At 71.3% G+C, this 18,963-nt stretch carries 17 protein-coding genes; 10 read left to right on the top strand and 7 right to left on the bottom strand.

Features of this window, described 5'->3' with window-relative positions:
* Positions 1–9: 9 nt before the first annotated feature.
* Positions 10–720: a hypothetical protein gene (locus tag JAV51_RS12690; RefSeq protein WP_231642052.1), complete on the bottom strand. Its 711-nt coding sequence runs from the start codon at positions 718–720 to the stop codon at positions 10–12.
* A gap of 11 nt (positions 721–731) precedes the next feature.
* On the bottom strand, positions 732–1,817 hold the full coding sequence (locus tag JAV51_RS12685; RefSeq protein ID WP_197321041.1) for a methionine synthase: 1,086 nt from the start codon (positions 1,815–1,817) through the stop codon (positions 732–734).
* Positions 1,818–2,006: 189 nt separating this feature from the next.
* Between JAV51_RS12685 and JAV51_RS12680 the strand changes: the two genes are divergently transcribed.
* Both JAV51_RS12680 and JAV51_RS12675 read left to right on the top strand, forming a co-directional pair.
* Entirely contained in the window at positions 2,007–2,840 is an 834-nt protein-coding gene (locus tag JAV51_RS12680; protein ID WP_197320903.1) for a nitrilase-related carbon-nitrogen hydrolase, read from the top strand.
* Between the two features lie 67 nt (positions 2,841–2,907).
* Positions 2,908–3,939, top strand: a complete 1,032-nt coding sequence (locus JAV51_RS12675) for an MBL fold metallo-hydrolase (RefSeq protein WP_197320902.1) — start codon at positions 2,908–2,910, stop codon at positions 3,937–3,939.
* 7 nt (positions 3,940–3,946) lie between these two features.
* On the opposite strand, the gene JAV51_RS12670 is transcribed toward JAV51_RS12675, so the two are convergent.
* On the bottom strand, positions 3,947–5,461 hold the full coding sequence (locus tag JAV51_RS12670; RefSeq protein ID WP_197320901.1) for an acyl-CoA synthetase: 1,515 nt from the start codon (positions 5,459–5,461) through the stop codon (positions 3,947–3,949).
* A gap of 160 nt (positions 5,462–5,621) precedes the next feature.
* On the opposite strand from JAV51_RS12670, the gene JAV51_RS12665 reads away from it, so the two are divergent.
* Entirely contained in the window at positions 5,622–6,722 is a 1,101-nt protein-coding gene (locus JAV51_RS12665; RefSeq protein WP_307845871.1) for a helix-turn-helix domain-containing protein, read from the top strand.
* Positions 6,723–6,870: 148 nt separating this feature from the next.
* A complete protein-coding gene (locus JAV51_RS12660; protein ID WP_197320900.1) occupies positions 6,871–7,080 on the top strand; it encodes a hypothetical protein in 210 nt (69 codons plus the stop codon).
* 12 nt (positions 7,081–7,092) lie between these two features.
* Here the strand turns inward: JAV51_RS12660 and mnmA are convergent, their stop codons facing one another.
* The 3 genes from mnmA to JAV51_RS12645 are packed head-to-tail and all read right to left on the bottom strand — an operon-like array spanning position 7,093 to position 10,826.
* Complete coding sequence (gene mnmA / locus JAV51_RS12655; protein WP_197320899.1) at positions 7,093–8,184, bottom strand: tRNA 2-thiouridine(34) synthase MnmA; 1,092 nt, start codon at positions 8,182–8,184, stop codon at positions 7,093–7,095.
* A gap of 2 nt (positions 8,185–8,186) precedes the next feature.
* The gene (locus JAV51_RS12650; protein ID WP_197320898.1) at positions 8,187–9,392 is read right to left on the bottom strand and encodes a cysteine desulfurase family protein; all 1,206 of its coding nucleotides are present in this window, start codon (positions 9,390–9,392) and stop codon (positions 8,187–8,189) included.
* 57 nt (positions 9,393–9,449) lie between these two features.
* A complete protein-coding gene (locus tag JAV51_RS12645; protein ID WP_197320897.1) occupies positions 9,450–10,826 on the bottom strand; it encodes an MFS transporter in 1,377 nt (458 codons plus the stop codon).
* Between the two features lie 138 nt (positions 10,827–10,964).
* Here JAV51_RS12645 and JAV51_RS12640 point away from each other — a divergent pair, with 138 nt between their 5' ends.
* From JAV51_RS12640 to JAV51_RS12615, 6 genes are all read left to right on the top strand, one after another.
* Entirely contained in the window at positions 10,965–11,669 is a 705-nt protein-coding gene (locus JAV51_RS12640) for a GntR family transcriptional regulator (protein ID WP_197320896.1), read from the top strand.
* A gap of 118 nt (positions 11,670–11,787) precedes the next feature.
* Positions 11,788–13,065: a hydroxyacid-oxoacid transhydrogenase gene (locus JAV51_RS12635; protein WP_197320895.1), complete on the top strand. Its 1,278-nt coding sequence runs from the start codon at positions 11,788–11,790 to the stop codon at positions 13,063–13,065.
* Entirely contained in the window at positions 13,062–15,896 is a 2,835-nt protein-coding gene (locus tag JAV51_RS12630) for an FAD-binding and (Fe-S)-binding domain-containing protein (RefSeq protein ID WP_197320894.1), read from the top strand. Before JAV51_RS12635 ends, JAV51_RS12630 begins: the two co-directional genes overlap by 4 nt.
* Before the next feature lie 174 nt (positions 15,897–16,070).
* Complete coding sequence (locus JAV51_RS12625; protein WP_197320893.1) at positions 16,071–16,346, top strand: hypothetical protein; 276 nt, start codon at positions 16,071–16,073, stop codon at positions 16,344–16,346.
* Positions 16,347–16,585: 239 nt separating this feature from the next.
* A complete protein-coding gene (locus JAV51_RS12620; protein ID WP_197320892.1) occupies positions 16,586–16,966 on the top strand; it encodes a hypothetical protein in 381 nt (126 codons plus the stop codon).
* An 18-nt stretch (positions 16,967–16,984) separates the two neighbouring features.
* The gene (locus tag JAV51_RS12615) at positions 16,985–17,557 is read left to right on the top strand and encodes a DUF3558 family protein (RefSeq protein WP_197320891.1); all 573 of its coding nucleotides are present in this window, start codon (positions 16,985–16,987) and stop codon (positions 17,555–17,557) included.
* A gap of 98 nt (positions 17,558–17,655) precedes the next feature.
* Here the strand turns inward: JAV51_RS12615 and JAV51_RS12610 are convergent, their stop codons facing one another.
* Complete coding sequence (locus JAV51_RS12610; RefSeq protein ID WP_197320890.1) at positions 17,656–18,834, bottom strand: acyl-CoA dehydrogenase family protein; 1,179 nt, start codon at positions 18,832–18,834, stop codon at positions 17,656–17,658.
* Positions 18,835–18,963: the final 129 nt, after the last annotated feature.

Below are 18,963 nucleotides of genomic sequence, written 5' to 3'. Positions count from 1 at the left end.
ACCTGAAGCCTAGTCAGCACCACCGACAATGCCGGGCAGCCCGAGCACGAGGTCGCGGAGTTCACCGAGGCTGATGGTGCCCTCCGGTGGCGCGACGGCGGTCTCGACGCGACGCAGGCGCTGCGCGGCCACCCGTTCGCCGAGCGTGGCCTCCAACGGCAGGAACGTCATCGCGGCGCGTTCGGCCTCGCCGAGGTCGGCGAACGCGGGGTGGTGCACGGCGACGTCGACGACGCCCTCGGGCTCGTCGACCTGGGCGACCACGCGCACGTCGGCCAGAGCGATCCGGTGCCCGGCGAGATTGACGGTCACGCCCGCCGGATCGGGCACGGGCGGCACCGAGTCGTGGAACTCCCAGATCGCGTCGTCGGGCGGCGCGGCCGCCTTCCACGCGTCGGTGAAGGGACGCAGGGCGGGGTCCTCCCGGCCGCTGACCACGAGGGCGTACAACGCCCGCTGCCCCCGTTCGAGCGAGAGCTGGAGGTCCGGGTGCATGCGCGCGACGGCGTCGCACAGCAGCGTCTCGGCCGCCGGGAGATGTCCCTCGCCGAGGGCGGCGCTGAGGTCGGGCAGCACGGAGTGCCAGTGGCGCCAGAACTCCGCCGCTGCCTCCGTCGGCTCGGCCGGTGGGGGCGGCTCCGGCCACGGGGTGCGAGGGTCGGGCCCCTCGTCGGCACTGTCACCGTGGTGGGTTCGCGGTCGACGGCGGAACAGTCGCATGCCCGCCACTACTACCAGCCCTCGACCGGCTCGACGAAGGCTTTGCCCAGATCCGTCGCCAACGTCAGCGCCCGCCGCGCCCACTCCGGCGTCGCACCCGCGAGACCGCAGGTGGGGGTGGGCACCGCCCGGTCGGCCAACGTCGGGCGCGCGAAGCCCAGTCGGTCCACCAGGTCGAACGCCGGGCGCGCCAGCTCCCGCAGCGCGGGGCGGGTCGTCGGCGCCACGCTCGGCACCAGTCCCAGCAGGAAGGTCACCTCGTCGTCCCACGCCTGCCCGATCTCGTCCAGCAGCGCGCCGGGAGCATCGCTCAGCAGGGTCGCGTCGAGCGAGATCGCGTCGGCCCCCGCCGAGTGCAGCAGGCCCACGGGCGGACGCCGGTCGCAGCAGTGCACGAGCACCGGTCCCGCCGTGGCGGCCTTGACTCGCTCGATCACCGTGGCGAGGAGCTCACGGGCCTGCGGTTCCGGCACGGCGGGCACGGTGCCGTAGCCGGAGGGCGTGGACAGCTCACCGGCGAGCACGGCGGGAAGCGTCGGTTCGTCGAGCTGCACCACCACCCGCGCGCCGGTGCGGTCGGCCAGGGTCGCCACGTGTGCGGTGAGACCCTCCACGAGCGAGTCGGTGAAGTCACGCACCGCGCCGGGATCGGTGAGCACTCGGTGTCCGCGCGGCAACTCCACCCCGGCTGCGAGGGTCCACGGTCCGGCGACCTGCGTCTTCACCACGGCGGGCCGGGTCGACTCCGCGGCGTCGGTGACCGCGTCGACGTCCCACCGCAGCAGGTCGACCGCGCGCCGGTGGTCGCGGCCCGGCCGGGCGGTGACCCGGTAGCCGGAGGGGACCACCTCGACGGCGAGGTCGACCAGCAGGGCTGCCGCCCGGCCGAGGAGGTCCGCGCCGAGCCCACGCGCGGGCAGCTCGGGCAGGTGCGGCAGTGTCGGTAGCTCACCGAACACCACGGCGGCCGACTCGCTGACGTCGGCTCCGGGCATCGATCCCACTCCGGTCGCCGTGCCCGCGGGCCACGGTCGGGGCGCACTCGTCTCACCGCTGCTCACGCCACCGATTGTGCCGCCGCACCCACGCGCCGCCATCGTCGGGTCGGCCCCGCTCACCACCCGAATCACCGGCACCGAACCGCGTGTCCGATGCCGTACCGTCGGCGGTGTCCGTCCCTGTCCCGGCCGTCGAGAAACGTCGACGAGAAACGTCGTCGAGAAACGTCGACGAGGACACAACCCGGGCACGGGCGGACACGGTGACGGAAAGGGGAGGTGAGACGCATGAGAGTGGCACTGGCTCAGACCGACTGCCGGCTCGGCGACGTGGAGGGAAACCTCGCGGATGCCGAGCGGATCATCAAGGACGCGGCGGCCCAGCACGTCGATCTGGTCGTGTTCCCGGAGCTGTCACTCACCGGGTACGCGTTGGGACAGTTGGCGGACGACATCTCGTTGTGGCCCGACGATCCGCGTCTCGCCACGCTGTCGAAGCACGGTCCGGACGTCGTGATCGGACTGTTGGAGGACGGGCGGATCCGCAGACACAACTCGGCGCTCTACCTCTCCGACGGCCGCCTGGTGCACAACCATCGCAAGCTGTACCTGCCGAACTACCTGATCTGGGAGGAGCGCAAGCACGCCAACCCCGGCCAGCATCTGCGTGCGTTCGACACGTCGCTCGGCCGGTTCGCGACGTTGATCTGCAACGACGCGTGGCAGCCGATGCTGCCGTGGCTGGCGGCCCAGGACGGCGCCGAGCTGCTCATCGTGCCCGCCAACAGCGCGGCGAAGCTGACGGCGGGCTCGTTCGACCCCGCCGAGTACTGGCACGACCTGCTGACGTTCACGGCACGCATGCAGCAGTGCTGGGTGGTGTTCGTGAACCGGGTCGGCGACGAGGCGGGCGTGCGGTTCTGGGGCGGCTCGCGGGTCGTCGACCCGTGGGGTTCGGCCGTGGCGACGGCCCCGACGTGGGAGGAGTCGTTGACCGTCATCGACATCGACCTCACCGCCGTTCGCCGACGCAGGCGGGAGATCCCGCTGCTCGCGGACGCGCGCATGGGCCTGCTACGGCGAGAGCTGGAACGGCTCATGCTGGAGAGCGGCGACGACTGAGCGATCGCTCAGTGAGGTGGGTCTCACGGACCTCCCGGTCCACGGCGCGCGCTGATCTCATGACGGGATGCAACCGCTCGACGACGGCACGCGGCCGTGGACCGAACCGGGCCTCTACTCCGTGGCCGACGGCGTGTACCGGATTCCGCTCCCGATGCCGAACGACGGGCTCCGCGCCGTCAACGTCTACGCGATCACCGACGGCGACACGCTGACCCTGGTGGACTCCGGCTGGGCCCTCGACGAGGCCCGCGACCGGCTGGAGTCCGCCCTGTCGGGCCTGGGCGCGGGTTTCGCGGACATCGACCGGTTCCTGATCACCCACATCCACCGCGACCACTACTCGCTCGCCGTCGCGTTGCGCCGCACGTACGGCACGCCGATCGCCCTCGGGGCGGGCGAACGCACGACGCTCGACGCGGTGTCCCAGCCGGGGCGGATGCCCATGGCCGACCAGGTCGCGTTGCTGCAACAGGCGGGCGGCGCGCCCGTGGTGGCCGCGCTCGCGGCGTTGTTCGGCACCGCACCCACGCAGGACGACCTCTGGGAGCAGCCTGACCACTGGCTCACCCCAGGCCCGGTTCCGTCGGTCGGGAGCCGCACGCTCGACGTCGTGCCCACCCCGGGACACACGGCCGGGCACGTCGTCTTCGACGACGCCGACGCGGGCCTGCTGTTCACCGGCGACCACGTGCTGCCGCACATCACCCCGTCGATCGGCCTGCACGCCGCACCGCCGCCGTTGCCATTGCGGGACTTCCTCGCGTCGCTGAGCACCGTGCGCTCCCGACCGGACCGGCGGATGCTGCCCGCCCACGGGCCGGTCTCGGACAGCGTGCACGCGCGCGTGGACGAGTTGCTGCAGCACCACGAACGCCGCTTCGACCGCATCGCCGCCACGGTGGCCGACGGCGCGCACACCGCCTACGAGGTGGCGAGCCGGATGACGTGGACCCGGCGCGGCCGCACCCTCGACGAACTCGACCCGTTCAACCGGATGCTCGCGGTGCTCGAGGTGGCCGCCCACCTGGACGTGCTGGTGGCCCGGAAGGCGTTGACCGTCACCACGGACGACGACGGGGTGCGCCGGTTCCGGTGAGCGACGCTCACCGCGGGGCGAGCTGCTGACGCAGTTCCCGCTTCAGGATCTTGCCGGAGGCGTTGCGCGGCAGGTCGGTCACGAAGTGCACGGCTTTCGGCACCTTGAAGTTCGACAGCGCCGCCTTCGCGTGGGCCAACAGCTCGTCGGCGCTGACGTCGCCCTTCGGGACGACGACGGCGGTGATCGCCTCGATCCAGCGGTCGTCCGGCAGTCCCACGACCGCGACCTCGGCCACCCCGGGGTGCGTGTAGAGGGCGTCCTCCACCTCGCGCGAGGCGACGAGCACGCCGCCGGTGTTGATGACGTCCTTGATGCGGTCGACGACGTAGAGGTAGCCCTCCTCGTCGACGCGCACCAGGTCGCCCGAGTGGAACCACCCGTCGCGGAAGGCGTCCTTCGTCTCCTCGGGCTTGTCCCAGTACCCCGTGGCGAGCTGCGGCGACCGGTACACGACCTCGCCGAGTTCCCCGGGAGCGACGTCGTCGCCGTCCGGGGTCACGACCCGCGCCTCCACGAACAACACCGGCCTGCCCGCGGAGTCCGGTCGGGCGTCGTGTTCCTCGGGCCGCAGCACCGTGGCCAACGGGCCGATCTCCGACTGTCCGAAGCAGTTGTAGAAGCCGAGCCCCGGCATCGCCGCGCGAAGCCGTTCGAGCACGGGCACCGGCATGATCGAGGCGCCGTAGTAGGCCTTGCGCAGCGCGGACAGGTCGCGCCGGGCGAAGTCGGCGTGGTTGGCCAGCGCCACCCACAACGTGGGCGCGGCGAAGAAGGCACCGTGCCGATCGGCGTCGAGCCGACGCAGGATCTCGGTGGGGTCGGGGGTCTCCAACACGGTGTTGGTCGCGCCCACGGCCAGCCACGGCATGAGGAACACGTGCAACTGCGCGCTGTGGTAGAGCGGCATGACGTGCAGGGGCTCGTCGTCGGCGGTCAGGTCGAGCGCGGTGATGCAGGACAGGTACTCGTGCACCAGTGCGCGGTGGGTCATCATCGCGCCCTTGGGCCGTGACGTGGTGCCCGAGGTGTAGAGCAACTGGACGAGATCGGTGTCGGCCACCTCCACGTCCACCTCCACCGGATCGCCCTCGCGGGCGACGTCGAGCAGGCTGCCGTCGGCGTCGCGCAACGCCAGCACCGTCTCCGGCGCGGTCGTGGCGGCCGACAGCGTGTCGGCGAGCGCGGGATCGGTGAGCACGGCCCTGCTGCCCGACTGCTCCACCAGGTAGGCGAGTTCGGCGCCGGTGAGGTTGTAGTTCACGGGCACGTGCACGAGACCCGCCCGCGCACACGCGAGGAAGCCGATGACGAACGCGTCGGAGTTCTTGCCGTACGCGGCCACCCGGTCGCCACGTTCCAGGCCGAGGGACAGCAGGTGAGCGGCGGCTCGGCTCACGGCCGCGTCCAACTCCGCGTACGTCCACCGTCGATCGGCGAACCGGAGGGCGAGTCGATCCGGATGCCGCGCGGCACTACGACGGACGAGGTCGGCGACGGTGCTGGAACGGACGGGCGTCATCGGCGTCCTCCCGGGAAGCGGGCGATGTGCCCGTCATTACACGTGACGCGGCCGAGGATGTCGAGAGGCGATCGCGGCACCGACCGACCCGACGTCTCACGCCGGCGGCGACGAATCCGAGATGGCGACTCCCGACCGTGTTGTGAGCGCTACGCTGCGCGTGTCCGCACGAGTGTCGTTGCCGGGTCGGGGCGAGGACGGTGGTCAGATGGACACGTTCGGCAGGCGGCTGCGTCGGTTGCGCGAGCGGGCGGGCCTCTCGCAGTCCCAACTCGCCCGCCTGGTGCCGATCTCGCAGTCGAGTCTGTCGCGCTACGAGTCCGACCGGCAGACCGTGACACCCGACCTCGCCGCCCGGCTCGACGACCTGCTCCACGCGGGCGGCACTCTGCGTGCCCGGCTGCCCCGACCCGACGCGGCGGGCGATGCGGTGGACACGGGCGTGCTGGACGCGGCCGTCCTGGCCGCCTTCGAGCACACGTCCGATCTGGCGGGGCTCGTCGCGGATCACACGGCCCGGTTCCGTCGGCTCGACGACGTCGTGGGTGGACGCGCGCTGTATCCGTCGGTACGTCGCTGCTTCGACGCCGCCTCCCACGCCTGCCGGAACGACACCACGGCGCTGCCAGGGCTGTCCGAGCTCGGCCAGGTCGCGGGATGGGTCGCCTCGGACGCGGGCCGCACGGCGGACGCCACGCGGCTCTACCTCACCGCGGCGGAGGCGGGCGAGACGGCAGGACGGCTCGACCTGGTCGCCTCGGCGTTGTCGAGCCTCGCCTACCAACTCGCCAACTCGTCGGCCCTCACCGACCGGGCGGAAGCGGTGCTGCTCGCCTCCGCCGTCGCCGACCGGGCGGACGGCGCGGGACGGGCACTGCTGCTCGAACGACTGGCGTGGGCGCACGCACGCATCGGCGACACCACTGCCGCGTTGCGGGTCCTCGACGAGGTGGACGAGGTGTTCGACGAGGTCCGTGACCCCGCACCCTCCTGGGCGTACTGGCTCGACCGGGACGAGATCACCGTCATGCGCGGTCGATGCATGGTCGAGTTGCATCGGCCGTCCGTGGCGATCGAGCTGCTCAGTGAACCGCTCAGCCGGTACGACCCCACGCGAGCGCGGGAACGCGGCCTCTACACGACCTACCTCGCGCAAGCGCTGGTCGCCGCCGGTGACGTGACCGAGGCGCGGCGGCTGCTCGCCGAGGTGCCACGGACGGAGAGCGCTCGGTTGGAAGCGCGACTCGACGCACTCGCCTGATGCGAGCCCATGCGCATGGCGCATACCCTCTCGTGCGAACGCCGCCGTTCCGATGGTGTCCTCATGAGCTGGACGACGGCGGGCCGTGGGAGCGGACTGCGGTTCGACGATCGGCCGGGTACGACGACTCCACGGAGGACGGCGAGCGGTGATCGAACGCGACCGTGAACTGTTGGTGCGCATGTCGAGGGTGAACCGCTGTCTCGGGCTCGTGGCGGCCGAGGCGATGGCGCAGCAACGCGACGGCGAACTACCGCCGCAGCCACTTCGCGAGATCGGGCTCGCGCTGCGCGCCCTCGCCGACGACCTCATCAGCCGCGCCGACGAGATCGAGTCGACGGTCGTCCCGCCGCGCTGAGTCGCGCCGGGTTCAGGCCGTGGCGGCGATCTTCGCGCTGCCCAGCACCACGTCGCCCGCGTCGGCGTCCGGCCGGTAGAGCACCACGACCTGACCGGGTGCGACACCGCGCAGCGGCTCCCGCAGCTCCACGACCACGCGGCCGTCGACCACCTCGGCCACGGCCGACGCGGTGCCGCCGTGGGCCCGGACCTGGGCGACGCACTCGGTGGGGCCGTCGAGCGGGGTCTCGCTCGGCCAGATCGGGCGGTCGGCCTCGATACGGCTCACGGCGAGGTCCTTGGCCGACCCGACCTTCACCGTGCCCGACACCGGTTCCAGCGCCAGCACGTACCGAGGCCTGCCGTCGGGCGCGGGCGCGTCGATGCCGAGCCCCTTGCGCTGCCCGACGGTGAAGCCGTGCACCCCGGTGTGTCGTCCCAGGACTGCGCCGGTCTCGGCGTCGACGAGATCCCCGGGACGCTGCCCGAGTCGCTTCTCCAGGAACGACCTCGTGTCGCCGTCGGGAATGAAGCAGATGTCGTGGCTGTCGGGCTTACGCGCCACCGGCAGTCCCCGCCGCTCGGCCTCGACCCGCACGTCCGCCTTCACCGAGTCGCCGAGCGGGAACATGGCGTGGCGGAGCTGTTCGGGGGTGAGCGACGCGAGCACGTACGACTGGTCCTTGCCCTCGTCGGCGCTGCGCCGCAACTCCGGCACACCGTCCACGACGGACAGCCGCGCGTAGTGCCCGGTGCACACGGCATCGAAGCCCAGCGCCATCGCCTTCTCCAGCAGGGCCTCGAACTTGATCTTCTCGTTGCACGTCACGCACGGGTTCGGCGTGCGACCCGCGGCGTACTCGCCGACGAAGGTCTCCACGACCTCCTCGGTGAACCGCTCGGCGAAGTCCCAGACGTAGAACGGGATGTCGAGGATGTCGGCGGCCCGCCGGGCGTCGTGCGCATCCTCGATCGTGCAGCACCCGCGCGACCCCGTCCGCAGCGTGCCGGGCTTCGCCGACAGCGCCAGGTGGACACCGACCACGTCGTGTCCCGCCTCGACGGCCCGCGCCGCGGCGACCGCCGAGTCCACTCCCCCGCTCATCGCGGCCAGTACCCGCACCGCTACACCTCCTGATCGCTTCGCGTCCTGCGCATGCCGGACAACCCGGCCTGGCGGGCCCTGACCACCACACCGCCGATCTCGGCTGCGAGCGCGTCGACGTCGGCCTCGGTCGACGTGTGCCCCAGCGAGAACCGCAACGAACTGCGTGCCGACGCGGCGTCCGCGCCCATCGCCAGCAGCACGTGACTCGGCTCGGCCACCCCCGCCGTGCACGCCGAGCCCGTCGAGCACTCGATGCCCTTCGCGTCGAGCAGCATCAGCAGGCTGTCGCCGGCGCAGCCGGGGAAGGTCAGGTGCACGATGCCCGGCAGCCGGTCGGGCGCGTCCTGCGGCGGACCGTTGAGCACCACGTCGGGCACCTCGGCCCGCACCCCGGCCACGAGATCGTCCCGCAGCTTCACGAGGCGGGCGGCGTGCTCGGCCCTGCGTTCCACCGCAACGGTCACGGCCGTGGCGAGCGCGTGGATGCCGGGGACGTCCAGCGTTCCCGACCGCACCTCACGCTCCTGACCACCACCGTGCAGCAGTGGCGTGGCCGGGGTGTCCCGCCGCAGCAGCAGCACGCCGACCCCGTACGGGCCGCCGAGCTTGTGCCCGGTGAGCGTGAGGGCGGCGGCACCGCTCGCGGCGAAGTCCACCTCCACGGCACTCATCGCCTGCACGGCGTCGGTGTGCAGGGGCACGCCGTACTCCGCGCACACGGCCGCCAGCTCCGGCACCGGGTTGATGGTGCCGACCTCGTTGTTCGCCCACATCACGGTGGCCAGCGCCACGTCGTCGGGGTTCTCGTCGAGTGCGGCCCGCAGCGAGTCGGGCCGCACCCGCGCGTGCTGGTCGACCTCCAACCACGTCACCTCGGCGCCCTCGTGGTCGGCGAGCCACTGCACGGCGTCGAGCACGGCGTGGTGTTCGACGGCGCTCGCCAACACCCGGCGGCGGCGCGGGTCGCTGCGGCGCCGGGCCCAGAAGATGCCCTTGACGGCGAGGTTGTCGCTCTCGGTGCCTCCGGCGGTGAACAGCACCTCCGAGGGGCGCGCGCCGACGGCCTCGGCGATCGCTTCCCTGGCCTCCTCGACCACTCGGCGAGCCCGACGGCCCGAGGAGTGCAGTGACGAGGCGTTGCCCAACGTGGACAGCGCGTCGGTCATGGCCGCGAGGGCCTCCGGCACCATGGGCGTGGTGGCCGCGTGGTCGAGGTACGTCATCACCGTCCAGGGTAGTCGCGCGTCCGGATCACGCTGACGGCATGGCCGCGCATCACATCAGACCCGCTCCGGTTCCGCCCCCTCCACCCCGAGTCCTCGCGCGGCGAGCCCGGCTCCCAGCACCGCCACCGACGCCAGCACCAGCGCCAGCACGGCGACAGGCAGCGACGGGTCGTGCGTGCTGCCGAACACACCGAGCAGCACGCCGCCCGCGCCGATCGTCAGCGCGGACGAGATCCAGTCACCGAGCTGCACGGCCGAGGTGTTGAAGCCACGTTCCGCCACCGGCGACAGCCGCAACAGCAGCACCGAGATCGACGGCAGGCCGATGCCCATGCCCGCACCTCCGCAGGCCGCCGCGGCGAACGCCACCCACGCCGGCGCACCGCCCCAGGCCACCAGCGCGAACAGCACGAGGCCCGCCCCCACGAACGCGAACCCCGCCCGGAGCAGGGCGGCTCGGCTCCAGTCGGGGTGCCTGCCCTGGACCGCCGACGCCGCCGACCAGCTCACCGCGCTCACCGTCAACGGGAGTCCGGCGAGTGCGGCGTTGTAGCCGTGCACCTGCGACATGGTCAACGGCAGGTAGGCCTCCATCCCCGCGAACGCACCGCCGAGCAGCGCCCGGCTCGCGACCACGGTCGGCAGTCCCGCACGGGCCCGCAGTGTGCCGGTGGGCAACAACGTGCGCAGGCACATCACGGCGACGACGAGCGCGACACCGCCGTAGCCGAACGCGACCGGCGAGGGATGCTGTGCCGCCCACATCAGGACGGCCACCGCGAGCGCCACGACCACCGCCGCGACGATTCCCGCCCGCCGCGCCGCCGGGTCGGGCACGTGTGCGGGCAGGCGGCGCACCACCGGCACGAGCAGCGCGATGCCCACCAGCATCAGCGGCACCAGCCCGAGGTAGACCCAGCGCCACCCCACGGTCTCCGTCACGACCCCGGCGATCGACGGGCCGACGACGGCAGGCAACACCCACGCCGCCGCGTTCGCCGCGTACATCACCGGACGTTCCCGGTCGTCGTAGGTGAGCGCGACGAGCAGTGACGTCGCCACCATGAGCACCCCGGCTCCGAATCCCTGGAGGGCGCGCCCCGCCAGTAGCACTTCCATGCTCGGCGCGGCCCCCGCCGTCACGAGACCGACCAGGAAGAGCCACGGACCGGCGAGCAGCGACAGCGTCGGGCCGCGCCGGTCGCACACCCGACCGGACAGCACCGTGGCCGCGACGCTCGCGACGAGGAAGGCGGTGAACGGCCACGAATACAGCTCGCCGCCGTCGAGGTCGGCGACCATGGTGGGCATCGCCGTGGCCACGCCCATGCTCTCGAACGCGAGCAGGGTGATCACCAGCAGCAACCCGGCGGTCGTCAGCCGGTGTTCGGGAGTCCAGAGCACACCCCGCCGTGGTTCGGTCCGTGTCATGGCCCACAGCCTGCAATCTCCAGCTAGGTGGACCTCCAGCGGAATGTGACGAAGCCGTTCGGGGGCCTGTCCGAGCACGTCGGCACCAGCGCCACGAAGTCGTCCTCACCGGCGTCGAGCACATGGGACGATGGGCGAATGCGGCAGATCGACACCGACCGGAACCTCGCCAGGACGATCCTCGACGAGCTGCGCGGGGCCATCGTCAGCGGTGAACTCGTGCCCGGGACGCTGTACTCGGTGCACGATCTGGCCGCCCGGCTCGGGGTGTCCCGCACTCCCGTGCGCGAGGCGTTGATCCAGCTCGCCGAACGCGGAATGGTGCGCTTCGAACGCAATCGGGGCATCCGCGTGTTGCAGACCTCGCTGCACGACCTGGAGGAGGTCTTCGCGATGCGGCTGCTGCTGGAGGTGCCCGCGACGTTCCGCGCCACGAGCCAGCGCACGCCCGGTCTCGCCGAGCAGTTGGCCACCCACCTCGACGCCATGCGCCGCGCCGAGCGGGAACGCGACGAGTCGGCGTTCATGGCGGCCGACCGGAAGTTCCACGAGGCCATCAACGTCGCCTCCGGCAACCTGCGCCTCGCCCGCTACGTCGACTCGTTGCGCGACATGGTGTTCCTGCGCGGCTCTTCCACTGTGGACCGGAGTCGGAGCCTGGCCGACATCCTCGCCGAGCACGAGGCCATCGCCGATCTCGTGGCGGCGGGCAAGCCCGGCGAGGCCGCGGAGGCCATGCGGGAGCACCTGCTCACCACGGCGCGGCTCATCATCGCGCAGGAGTCGGCCGAGTCCGGCGAGTCCGTGCACGTCTCCTACGACTGGACGCGACTGACCGACTGAGCACCGACCGACCGAACGGGGTACTCCCCGACGGTACGAGGCACCTGACCAGGAGTCTTGACGAGTGGCATGCCACATGCCACTCTCGGGTCTCCCAGTCGCTCACCGGGGAGGGGCCATGGTCGACTACCGACACGAAACCGTGTTCACGTGGGGCGCGACGCCGTTGAAGTTCGGCGCCGGCGCGATCGACGAAATCGGTCACGACCTCGCTCAACAGGGTGCGCAGCGGGTACTGATCGTCACCGACCCCGGCGTCGCGGCCACGGGCATCGCCGACCGCGTCGCCGAGGCGGCCCGCGCCGCCGGGCTGACCGCCGAGGTCTACGACGGCGTCCGCGTCGAGCCCACCGACGTCAGCGTGCTGGAAGCCGTCGAGTTCGCCCGGCAGTCGACGTGGGACGGCTTCGTGGCCGTCGGCGGCGGGTCGGCCATCGACACCGCGAAGGCCGTCAACCTGCTCACCACGCACCCCGCCGACCTGTTCGACTACGTCAACAAGCCGATCGGCGCCGCCAAGGCCCCGCCGGGACCTCTCAAGCCGCTGGTCGCCGTGCCGACGACGGCCGGAACGGGGTCGGAGACCACGCCCGTCTGCATCATGGACTTCGTCGACCTGAAGGTGAAGTCCGGCATCAGCCACCCCTACCTGCGGCCGACCACGGCGATCGTCGACCCGCTGGTCACGCTGTCCATGCCCCCGCGCGTGACCGCCGCCAGCGGCATGGACGTGCTCTGCCATGCCCTGGAGTCCTACACCGCGCGGCCGTTCCACTCCTTCCCCCGGCACACGCCGCAGACCCGCGTCGCCTACAACGGCGCGAACCCCATCTCCGACGCCTGGACGGAGAAGGCCCTGCACCTGCTCGCGCGGTCGTTCCGCAGGGCGGTGCTCAACGGCGGCGACCTCGACGCGCGCACGGACATGATGCTCGCCGCCACGTACGCGGGGATGGGCTTCGGCAACGCGGGCGTGCACGTCCCCCACGCCTGCGCGTACCCGATCGCCGGCCGCGTGCGCGGCTACCGCCCGGCCGACTACCCGCAGGACGAGCCGCTCGTTCCCCACGGCGAGTCCGTCTCGCTCACCGCTCCCGCCGCGTTCCGGTTCACCTTCCCCACCGACCCGGAGCGCCACCTGCACGCCGCCCGCATCCTCGCCCCGAACGCGCCCGCCCAACGTGATCCCCGGGAGGCGCTCCCGGCCGCGTTGACCGCGTTGATGCGCGACATCGGCATCCCCAACGGGCTCTCGGCGGTCGGCTACGCCGAGTCGGACGTCCCCGCGCTCGTCGAGGGTGCGCTGCAACAGCAACGCCTGCTCGCCGTCGCGCCCCGCGACGTCGGCGAGGCCGACCTCACCACCGTGCTCACCGAGTCCCTCCGGAACTGGTGACCACCGTGCCGACCCTCGTCGAGGACCTGACCCGCGTCGTCACGGGCGAGGTGGACGCCGGCCCCACCGCCCGAGCGATGTTCAGCATGGACGCGTCGAACTACCGGCACGTCCCGCGCGCCGTCGTGTTCCCGCGCGACGCCGACGACGTGGCGGCGGTGCTGCGGGTCGCCCGCGCGCACGGGGTCGGCGTCACGGCGCGGGGCGCGGGCACCGGCATCGGCGGGCAGGCGCTCGGCGAGGGCGTCGTCCTCGACTACAGCCGCCACCTGAACCGCATCCTGGAGATCGACCCCGATCGGCGTGTGGCGCGCGTGCAGCCCGGGGTCGTCCTCGACACGTTGCGCGCCGCCGCCGCGGAACACGGACTGACCTTCGGGCCCGACCCCTCGACCCACAGCCGCTGCACGCTCGGCGGCATGCTCGGCAACGACGCGTGCGGCTCGCACTCCGTGGCCTGGGGCCGCACCGCCGACAACGTCGTGTCGCTCGACGTCGTCACCGGCGACGGCGCCCGGCTCACCGTCGGCCCCGGCGACCGCGTCGTGGGCGAGCCCACCGAACGCGCGAACGCGATCCGCGAGGCGCTGCACGACCTCGCCCACGGCAACCTCGCCGTTTTGCGCACCGGCTTCCCCACGCTGCCGCGCCGGGTGTCCGGCTACGCCCTCGACGCGCTGCTCCCCGAGAACGGCACCGACCTCGCCAGGGCACTCGTGGGCACGGAAGGCACGTGCGTGCTGATCACCGAGGCCACGGTGCGCCTCGTGCCCTCGCCCCGCGCGCGGGCCCTCGTCGTGGCCGGGTTCGCCGACGACATCGCCGCCGCCGACGCCGCCCCGCAGGTCCTCTCCCACCGTCCCCTCACCGTGGAGGGCATGGGCGCCGACCTCGTCGACATCCTCCTCGCACGCGGCCGACGTCCCGCGGCGCTCGACTCGCTGCCCGACGGCCGCGGCTGGCTGTTCGTCGAGGTCGGCGGCGACGACCCCGACGAGGCCCGCCACAACGCCGAAGCGCTGGCGGCGGCGTTGGCGCGCGAGACCGGAGCCACGACGTCCGTCACCACCGACCCGGCACGCCAACGGCAGCTCTGGGGCATCCGCGAGTCCGCCGCGGGCACCGCCACCCGCATGGCCGACGGATCGGAGGCGTGGCCGGGCTGGGAGGACGCCGCCGTCCCGCCCGAACACCTCGGCTCCTACCTGCGCTCGTTCCGCGAACTGCTCGCCTCGTACGGGCTGCGCGGCATCCCGTACGGGCACTTCGGCGAGGGCTGCGTGCACGTGCGCATCGACTTCGACCTGCTCACCGACGACGGGGTGGGGACGTTCCGGAGGTTCCTCACCGACGCCGCCGACCTCGTGGTCGCCCACGGCGGATCGCTGTCCGGCGAACACGGCGACGGGCAGGCCCGCGCGGAACTCCTGCCCCGCATGTACTCGCCGGAGCTGCTGCGGCTGTTCGAGGCGTTCAAGGCGATCTGGGACCCCGACGACGTCCTCAACCCGGGCAACCTCGTGCGCCCGCGCCCGCTGGACGCCGACCTGCGCTTCTCCGGCCCGACGAAGCAGCTCCCCCTGACCCTCCGCTACCCGCACGACGGCGGCAGCCTCGCCACGGCCGCGCGTCGCTGCGTCGGCGTCGGCAAGTGCGTCGACACCAGCACCGGCGTGATGTGCCCCAGCTACATGGTGACCCGGCAGGAGGAGCACTCCACCCGTGGTCGCGCGCGCCTGCTGTTCGAGATGCTGCGCGGCGAGACGATCACCGACGGCTGGGACTCCACGGAGGTGCGCGACGCCCTCGACCTGTGCCTGGCGTGCAAGGGGTGTCTGTCCGACTGCCCCGTCGACGTCGACATGGCCTCCTACAAGGCCGAGTTTCTGCATCACCACTACGCGGGCAAGGTGCGACCCGCGAGCCACTACTCGCTCGGGTTCCTGCCGCTGTGGGCACGCCTGGCCTCCCGGGCGCCCGGTGTCGTGAACGCCGCGTTGCGCTCCCGCCCGCTGGCCGCGCTCGCGAAACGCCTCGGGGGCATCGCGGAGGAACGGCAACTCCCGACGTTCGCACCCACGACACTGCGCCGCGCCTGGCGACGCAAGCCCCGCACCGGTGGTGGAGACCGCCCCCGGGTGGTGCTCTGGCCGGACACGTTCACCGACCACTTCGCACCGGAGATCGGCGCGGCAGCCACCCGAGTGCTGGAACACGCGGGGTTCGACGTCGTCCTCCCCCGCAGTTCGGTCTGCTGTGGACTGACGTGGATCTCGACGGGACAGCTCGGCATCGCCCGGCGCGTGCTCCGACACAGCCTGGACGTGTTGCGCGACGACATCGAGGCGGGCACGCCCATCGTCGGACTCGAACCGAGCTGCCTCGCCGTGCTGCGCCACGACGTGCACGAGCTGCTGGACACCCCGCCCGTGCCCGCACTGACGCTCGCCGAGTTCCTCGACCGACACGCGCCCGACGTGGAGTTCGCTCCGCTCGGCGCACGCGCCCTCACCCAACAGCACTGCCACCAGCACGCGGTCCTCGGCCACGACGCCGACGAACGACTCCTGCGTCGAGCCGGCGTCGACAACCGCACGCTCGACTCCGGCTGCTGTGGACTGGCAGGCAACTTCGGTGTGGAGCGTGGTCACTACGACGTGTCGGTGGCCGCTGCCAACCGGGTGCTCGTGCCCGCCGTCGAGGCCGCCGATCCCGACGAGTTGGTGCTGGCCGACGGCTTCAGCTGCCGCACCCAGATCACCGAACTCACCGGACGTCGTTCCCTGCACCTCGCACAAATCCTAGACCGAGCCCGCCCGCACCCTGAGTGACGACCCGTGCCGCGAGCATGTCCGACTTGTCCGAACCTTGGGACAAATCCTCACGCGACGCCCCCAAAAGCATGAGATGAGCCTCACAGCTTTGCGACAAGTGGGTGGTTCGGGGTTGAATCAGTCACAAGGGACCGGTAAAGGACCCCGGTCGTTGGAAGCAAGGAGGCAGAGGTGCCTCAGGACGGCTATGACAGAGATTTGAACCACCGCGAGCGAGCGACCCTGCAAGCCGTGGCGCAGGGTGACGCCGAGATCGCCATCGGATGCGGGACGAGCCTCTTCATCGACGGACTCGCCTGCTCCGACCAAGCCACGGCGCACCGGCTCGTCCGAGCCGGCTTCATCTCCCCCGCCCGCCCCAGCGAACCCGGCCAGCGCGTCCCGGCAGTCCTCACCGAGGCCGGCGAACGCGCACTCTCCCACACTCCCGCCCTGGCCGGTCGCTGACACAACGGACGCCCGCCCCTCGGGGCGGGCGTCCGTCTTGTCTGGTCATGACATCGCCGACTCCCCTCACGACCCGACCGTTCTCGTTACACTCCGAGGCCGAACGGTTCCGCGACGACAACCGACTGGGGGGCTCGGCCTAGGCACAGGAATTCAGTGAACAAGGAGCGGCGTACGACCCGGGTGCCAGTAAGGGCTTCGGGAGCGTCGCCGCCGCGGTGTTCGGTGCCGCGACCAACATGGCCAACATGGCCGCCGCCAAATCAGCCGCCAGCAACCTGGTCGACTCGGCGAAGAACGGCGGCTTCACGGTCACCAAGGAGAGCGCCGACGAACTGATCAACACGTTGTCGAAGTTCGTCGACGAGATCGACGCGATGGATTTCACACTGGCTGCATTCGACCAGCGACCTCAACTCGGGGGCCACGAGTACGGTCAGTTGGTTGCCCAACACATGCACGAGTCTGCTAACGGCCCAAATTCGGCACGCATGGTGGTAAGGCAACTGAAGGAGGTGCTGAGACTGAGCATCGAAGCGCTTCAACGAGCTTCAGGGCAGTACGAGGAAACCGAGGCGACTGTTGTCGACACACTCAACCGAACTAGCAAGACCATCTAGCCAGATTCGAAGGAAACGATGACTCGGTCCGTACTCCTGTTGCCCGTTCTGGCGGCTGTCGCATTTGCCGCGAGCGGGTGCACCAACGAAGAACCAGGTATCGCCGATCCTCAGCCCGAGTACTCGACGTCTCTCTCTACATCGCCGCCCAGCAGCACAGACACCAACGGGACCGGCTCGTCCCTCGAGCCGTGTTCCCTGCTCGACCCCGCGGAAGACCTGAGCGAGTACGGACGCTTCACGAGCAAGCCGGACTCGAACGACGAGGGCGCCAGCGAGAAGATCTGCTCCTGGCAGAAGCAGCGGGACGACGCTCTCGACGAGAGCCTCGTCGTCGGCCTGGTGGTCCGTGGCGCACAGAGTGTCGAGACGGTGAACGACGTCGGCGGTGGAGTCAACAAGGGAGAGGTCAACGGCCGCGCCGCCGCCGAGGCTCCCAACCCGCAGTTCCACGACTGCACGCTCGCCATGGAGCTCGACGCCGGTTCGCGTATCGACGTCGTCGTCTCGGGTATGGACGACGTCAATGCCGCCTGCGACGTGGCTCGGGAGGTGGCTTACCTCGTCGAGCCTCGCCTTCCGGAGGCTTGACGCCGTACGGGAAGTGCGGGCACCGGCGCGCAGCCCGCGGACACGCGTGCGCGAGGTGCGGACACGTGTGCGCAGGCTGCGGACACGGTGTTCATCGGTCAGGTGTTCACCCTGAATGCCGGGATTCCCGTCACCGCTTGGCCCACGGACAGGGCGTGCATCTCCTCCGTGCCTTCGTAGGTGAGCACGGTCTCCAGGTTCGCGGCGTGCCGCATCACCGGGTACTCCAGCGAGATGCCGTTGGCGCCGAGCATCGACCGCGCGGTGCGGGCGACGTCGAGCGCGGCCCTCACGTTCGCGAGTTTCCCGAAGCTCACCTGGCTGTGGTGCAGCTCCCCGGCGTCCTTCAGGCGGCCGAGTCGCAGCGCCACCAGCCCGGCGCGGTTGACCTCCACCACCAGGTCGGCCAGTTTGCGCTGCGTGAGTTGGTAAGCCGCCAGCGGCGCACCGAACTGGGTGCGCGTGGTGGTGTACTCCAGCGCGGTCTCGTAACACGTGCGCGCGGCACCCACCGCGCCGAAGACGATGCCGAACCGGGCCTCGTTGAGGCACGACAGCGGCCCGCGCAAGCCGGTCACGCCGGGCAGCACGGCATCGGCGGGCAGGCGCACACCGTCGAACACGAGTTCCGCCGTCAACGACGCCCGCAGTGACAGTTTGCGCGTGATCTCGTTCGCCGAGAAGCCCGGCGTGTCCGTGGGGACGACGAACCCGCGGATGCCCTCGTCGGTCTGCGCCCACACCACGGCGACGTCGGCCACCGTTCCGTTGGTGATCCACATCTTGGTGCCGTCGAGCACCCAGTCGTCCCCGTCGCGACGCGCACGCGTGCGCATGGAGGCCGGGTCGCTTCCCGCGTCGGGTTCGGTGAGCCCGAAGCAGCCGACGGCGTCGCCGGAGGCGAGCGACGGCAGCCACCGCTGCTTCTGTTCCTCGCTGCCGTACCGGTGGAGGGCGAACATGGCGAGCGACCCCTGAACGGAGACGAAGCTCCGCAGTCCCGAGTCGATCGCCTCCAGTTCCCGGCAGGCGATCCCGTAGGCGACGGCGGACGATCCGGCGCAGCCGTAACCGGAAAGATGCATTCCCAGTACGCCGAGTCGACCGAAAGCTTTCGCCAGATCTCGCGCCGGAAGCGTGGCATTGTCATACCAATCCGCCACGTGCGGGGCGAGTTCCGTCTTCGCGAACTGTCGCACCGTGTCGCGGATGTCGCGCTCGTCCGCCGTCAGTTCGGCGTCGATGCCGAGGAAGTCATGAGGATCCGAACGGGTCATGTCGCGACCCTACCGCCTCACCCGTTCCCGCAGGTCAGAGCGCCGCGGGCGCGCGAAAGCACACGAGTGCCACGATCGTCAATGGCTTTGTGCTGTTGTCCATGTAACACAACGGAAGTATTTGGTGTA

The sequence above is a fragment of the Saccharomonospora sp. NB11 genome (assembly GCF_015910535.1).
Taxonomy (GTDB): Bacteria; Actinomycetota; Actinomycetes; order Mycobacteriales; family Pseudonocardiaceae; genus Saccharomonospora.
Note: the sequence above shows the minus strand (reverse complement) of the source record. Positions and strands in the feature narration are given on the sequence as shown.

What these genes read in the sequence shown, in the direction of transcription:
- JAV51_RS12670 (WP_197320901.1), bottom strand. Translation starts at nt 5,461, where the DNA reads ATGACGCCCGTCCGTTCCAGCACCGTCGCCGACCTCGTCCGTCGTAGT.
- JAV51_RS12685 (WP_197321041.1), bottom strand. Translation starts at nt 1,817, where the DNA reads ATGGCGGCGCGTGGGTGCGGCGGCACAATCGGTGGCGTGAGCAGCGGT.
- JAV51_RS12615 (WP_197320891.1), top strand. Translation starts at nt 16,985, where the DNA reads ATGACTCGGTCCGTACTCCTGTTGCCCGTTCTGGCGGCTGTCGCATTT.
- JAV51_RS12635 (WP_197320895.1), top strand. Translation starts at nt 11,788, where the DNA reads ATGGTCGACTACCGACACGAAACCGTGTTCACGTGGGGCGCGACGCCG.
- JAV51_RS12680 (WP_197320903.1), top strand. Translation starts at nt 2,007, where the DNA reads ATGAGAGTGGCACTGGCTCAGACCGACTGCCGGCTCGGCGACGTGGAG.
- JAV51_RS12640 (WP_197320896.1), top strand. Translation starts at nt 10,965, where the DNA reads ATGCGGCAGATCGACACCGACCGGAACCTCGCCAGGACGATCCTCGAC.
- JAV51_RS12645 (WP_197320897.1), bottom strand. Translation starts at nt 10,826, where the DNA reads ATGACACGGACCGAACCACGGCGGGGTGTGCTCTGGACTCCCGAACAC.
- JAV51_RS12650 (WP_197320898.1), bottom strand. Translation starts at nt 9,392, where the DNA reads ATGACGTACCTCGACCACGCGGCCACCACGCCCATGGTGCCGGAGGCC.
- JAV51_RS12675 (WP_197320902.1), top strand. Translation starts at nt 2,908, where the DNA reads ATGCAACCGCTCGACGACGGCACGCGGCCGTGGACCGAACCGGGCCTC.
- JAV51_RS12620 (WP_197320892.1), top strand. Translation starts at nt 16,586, where the DNA reads ATGGCCAACATGGCCGCCGCCAAATCAGCCGCCAGCAACCTGGTCGAC.
- JAV51_RS12610 (WP_197320890.1), bottom strand. Translation starts at nt 18,834, where the DNA reads ATGACCCGTTCGGATCCTCATGACTTCCTCGGCATCGACGCCGAACTG.
- JAV51_RS12690 (WP_231642052.1), bottom strand. Translation starts at nt 720, where the DNA reads ATGCGACTGTTCCGCCGTCGACCGCGAACCCACCACGGTGACAGTGCC.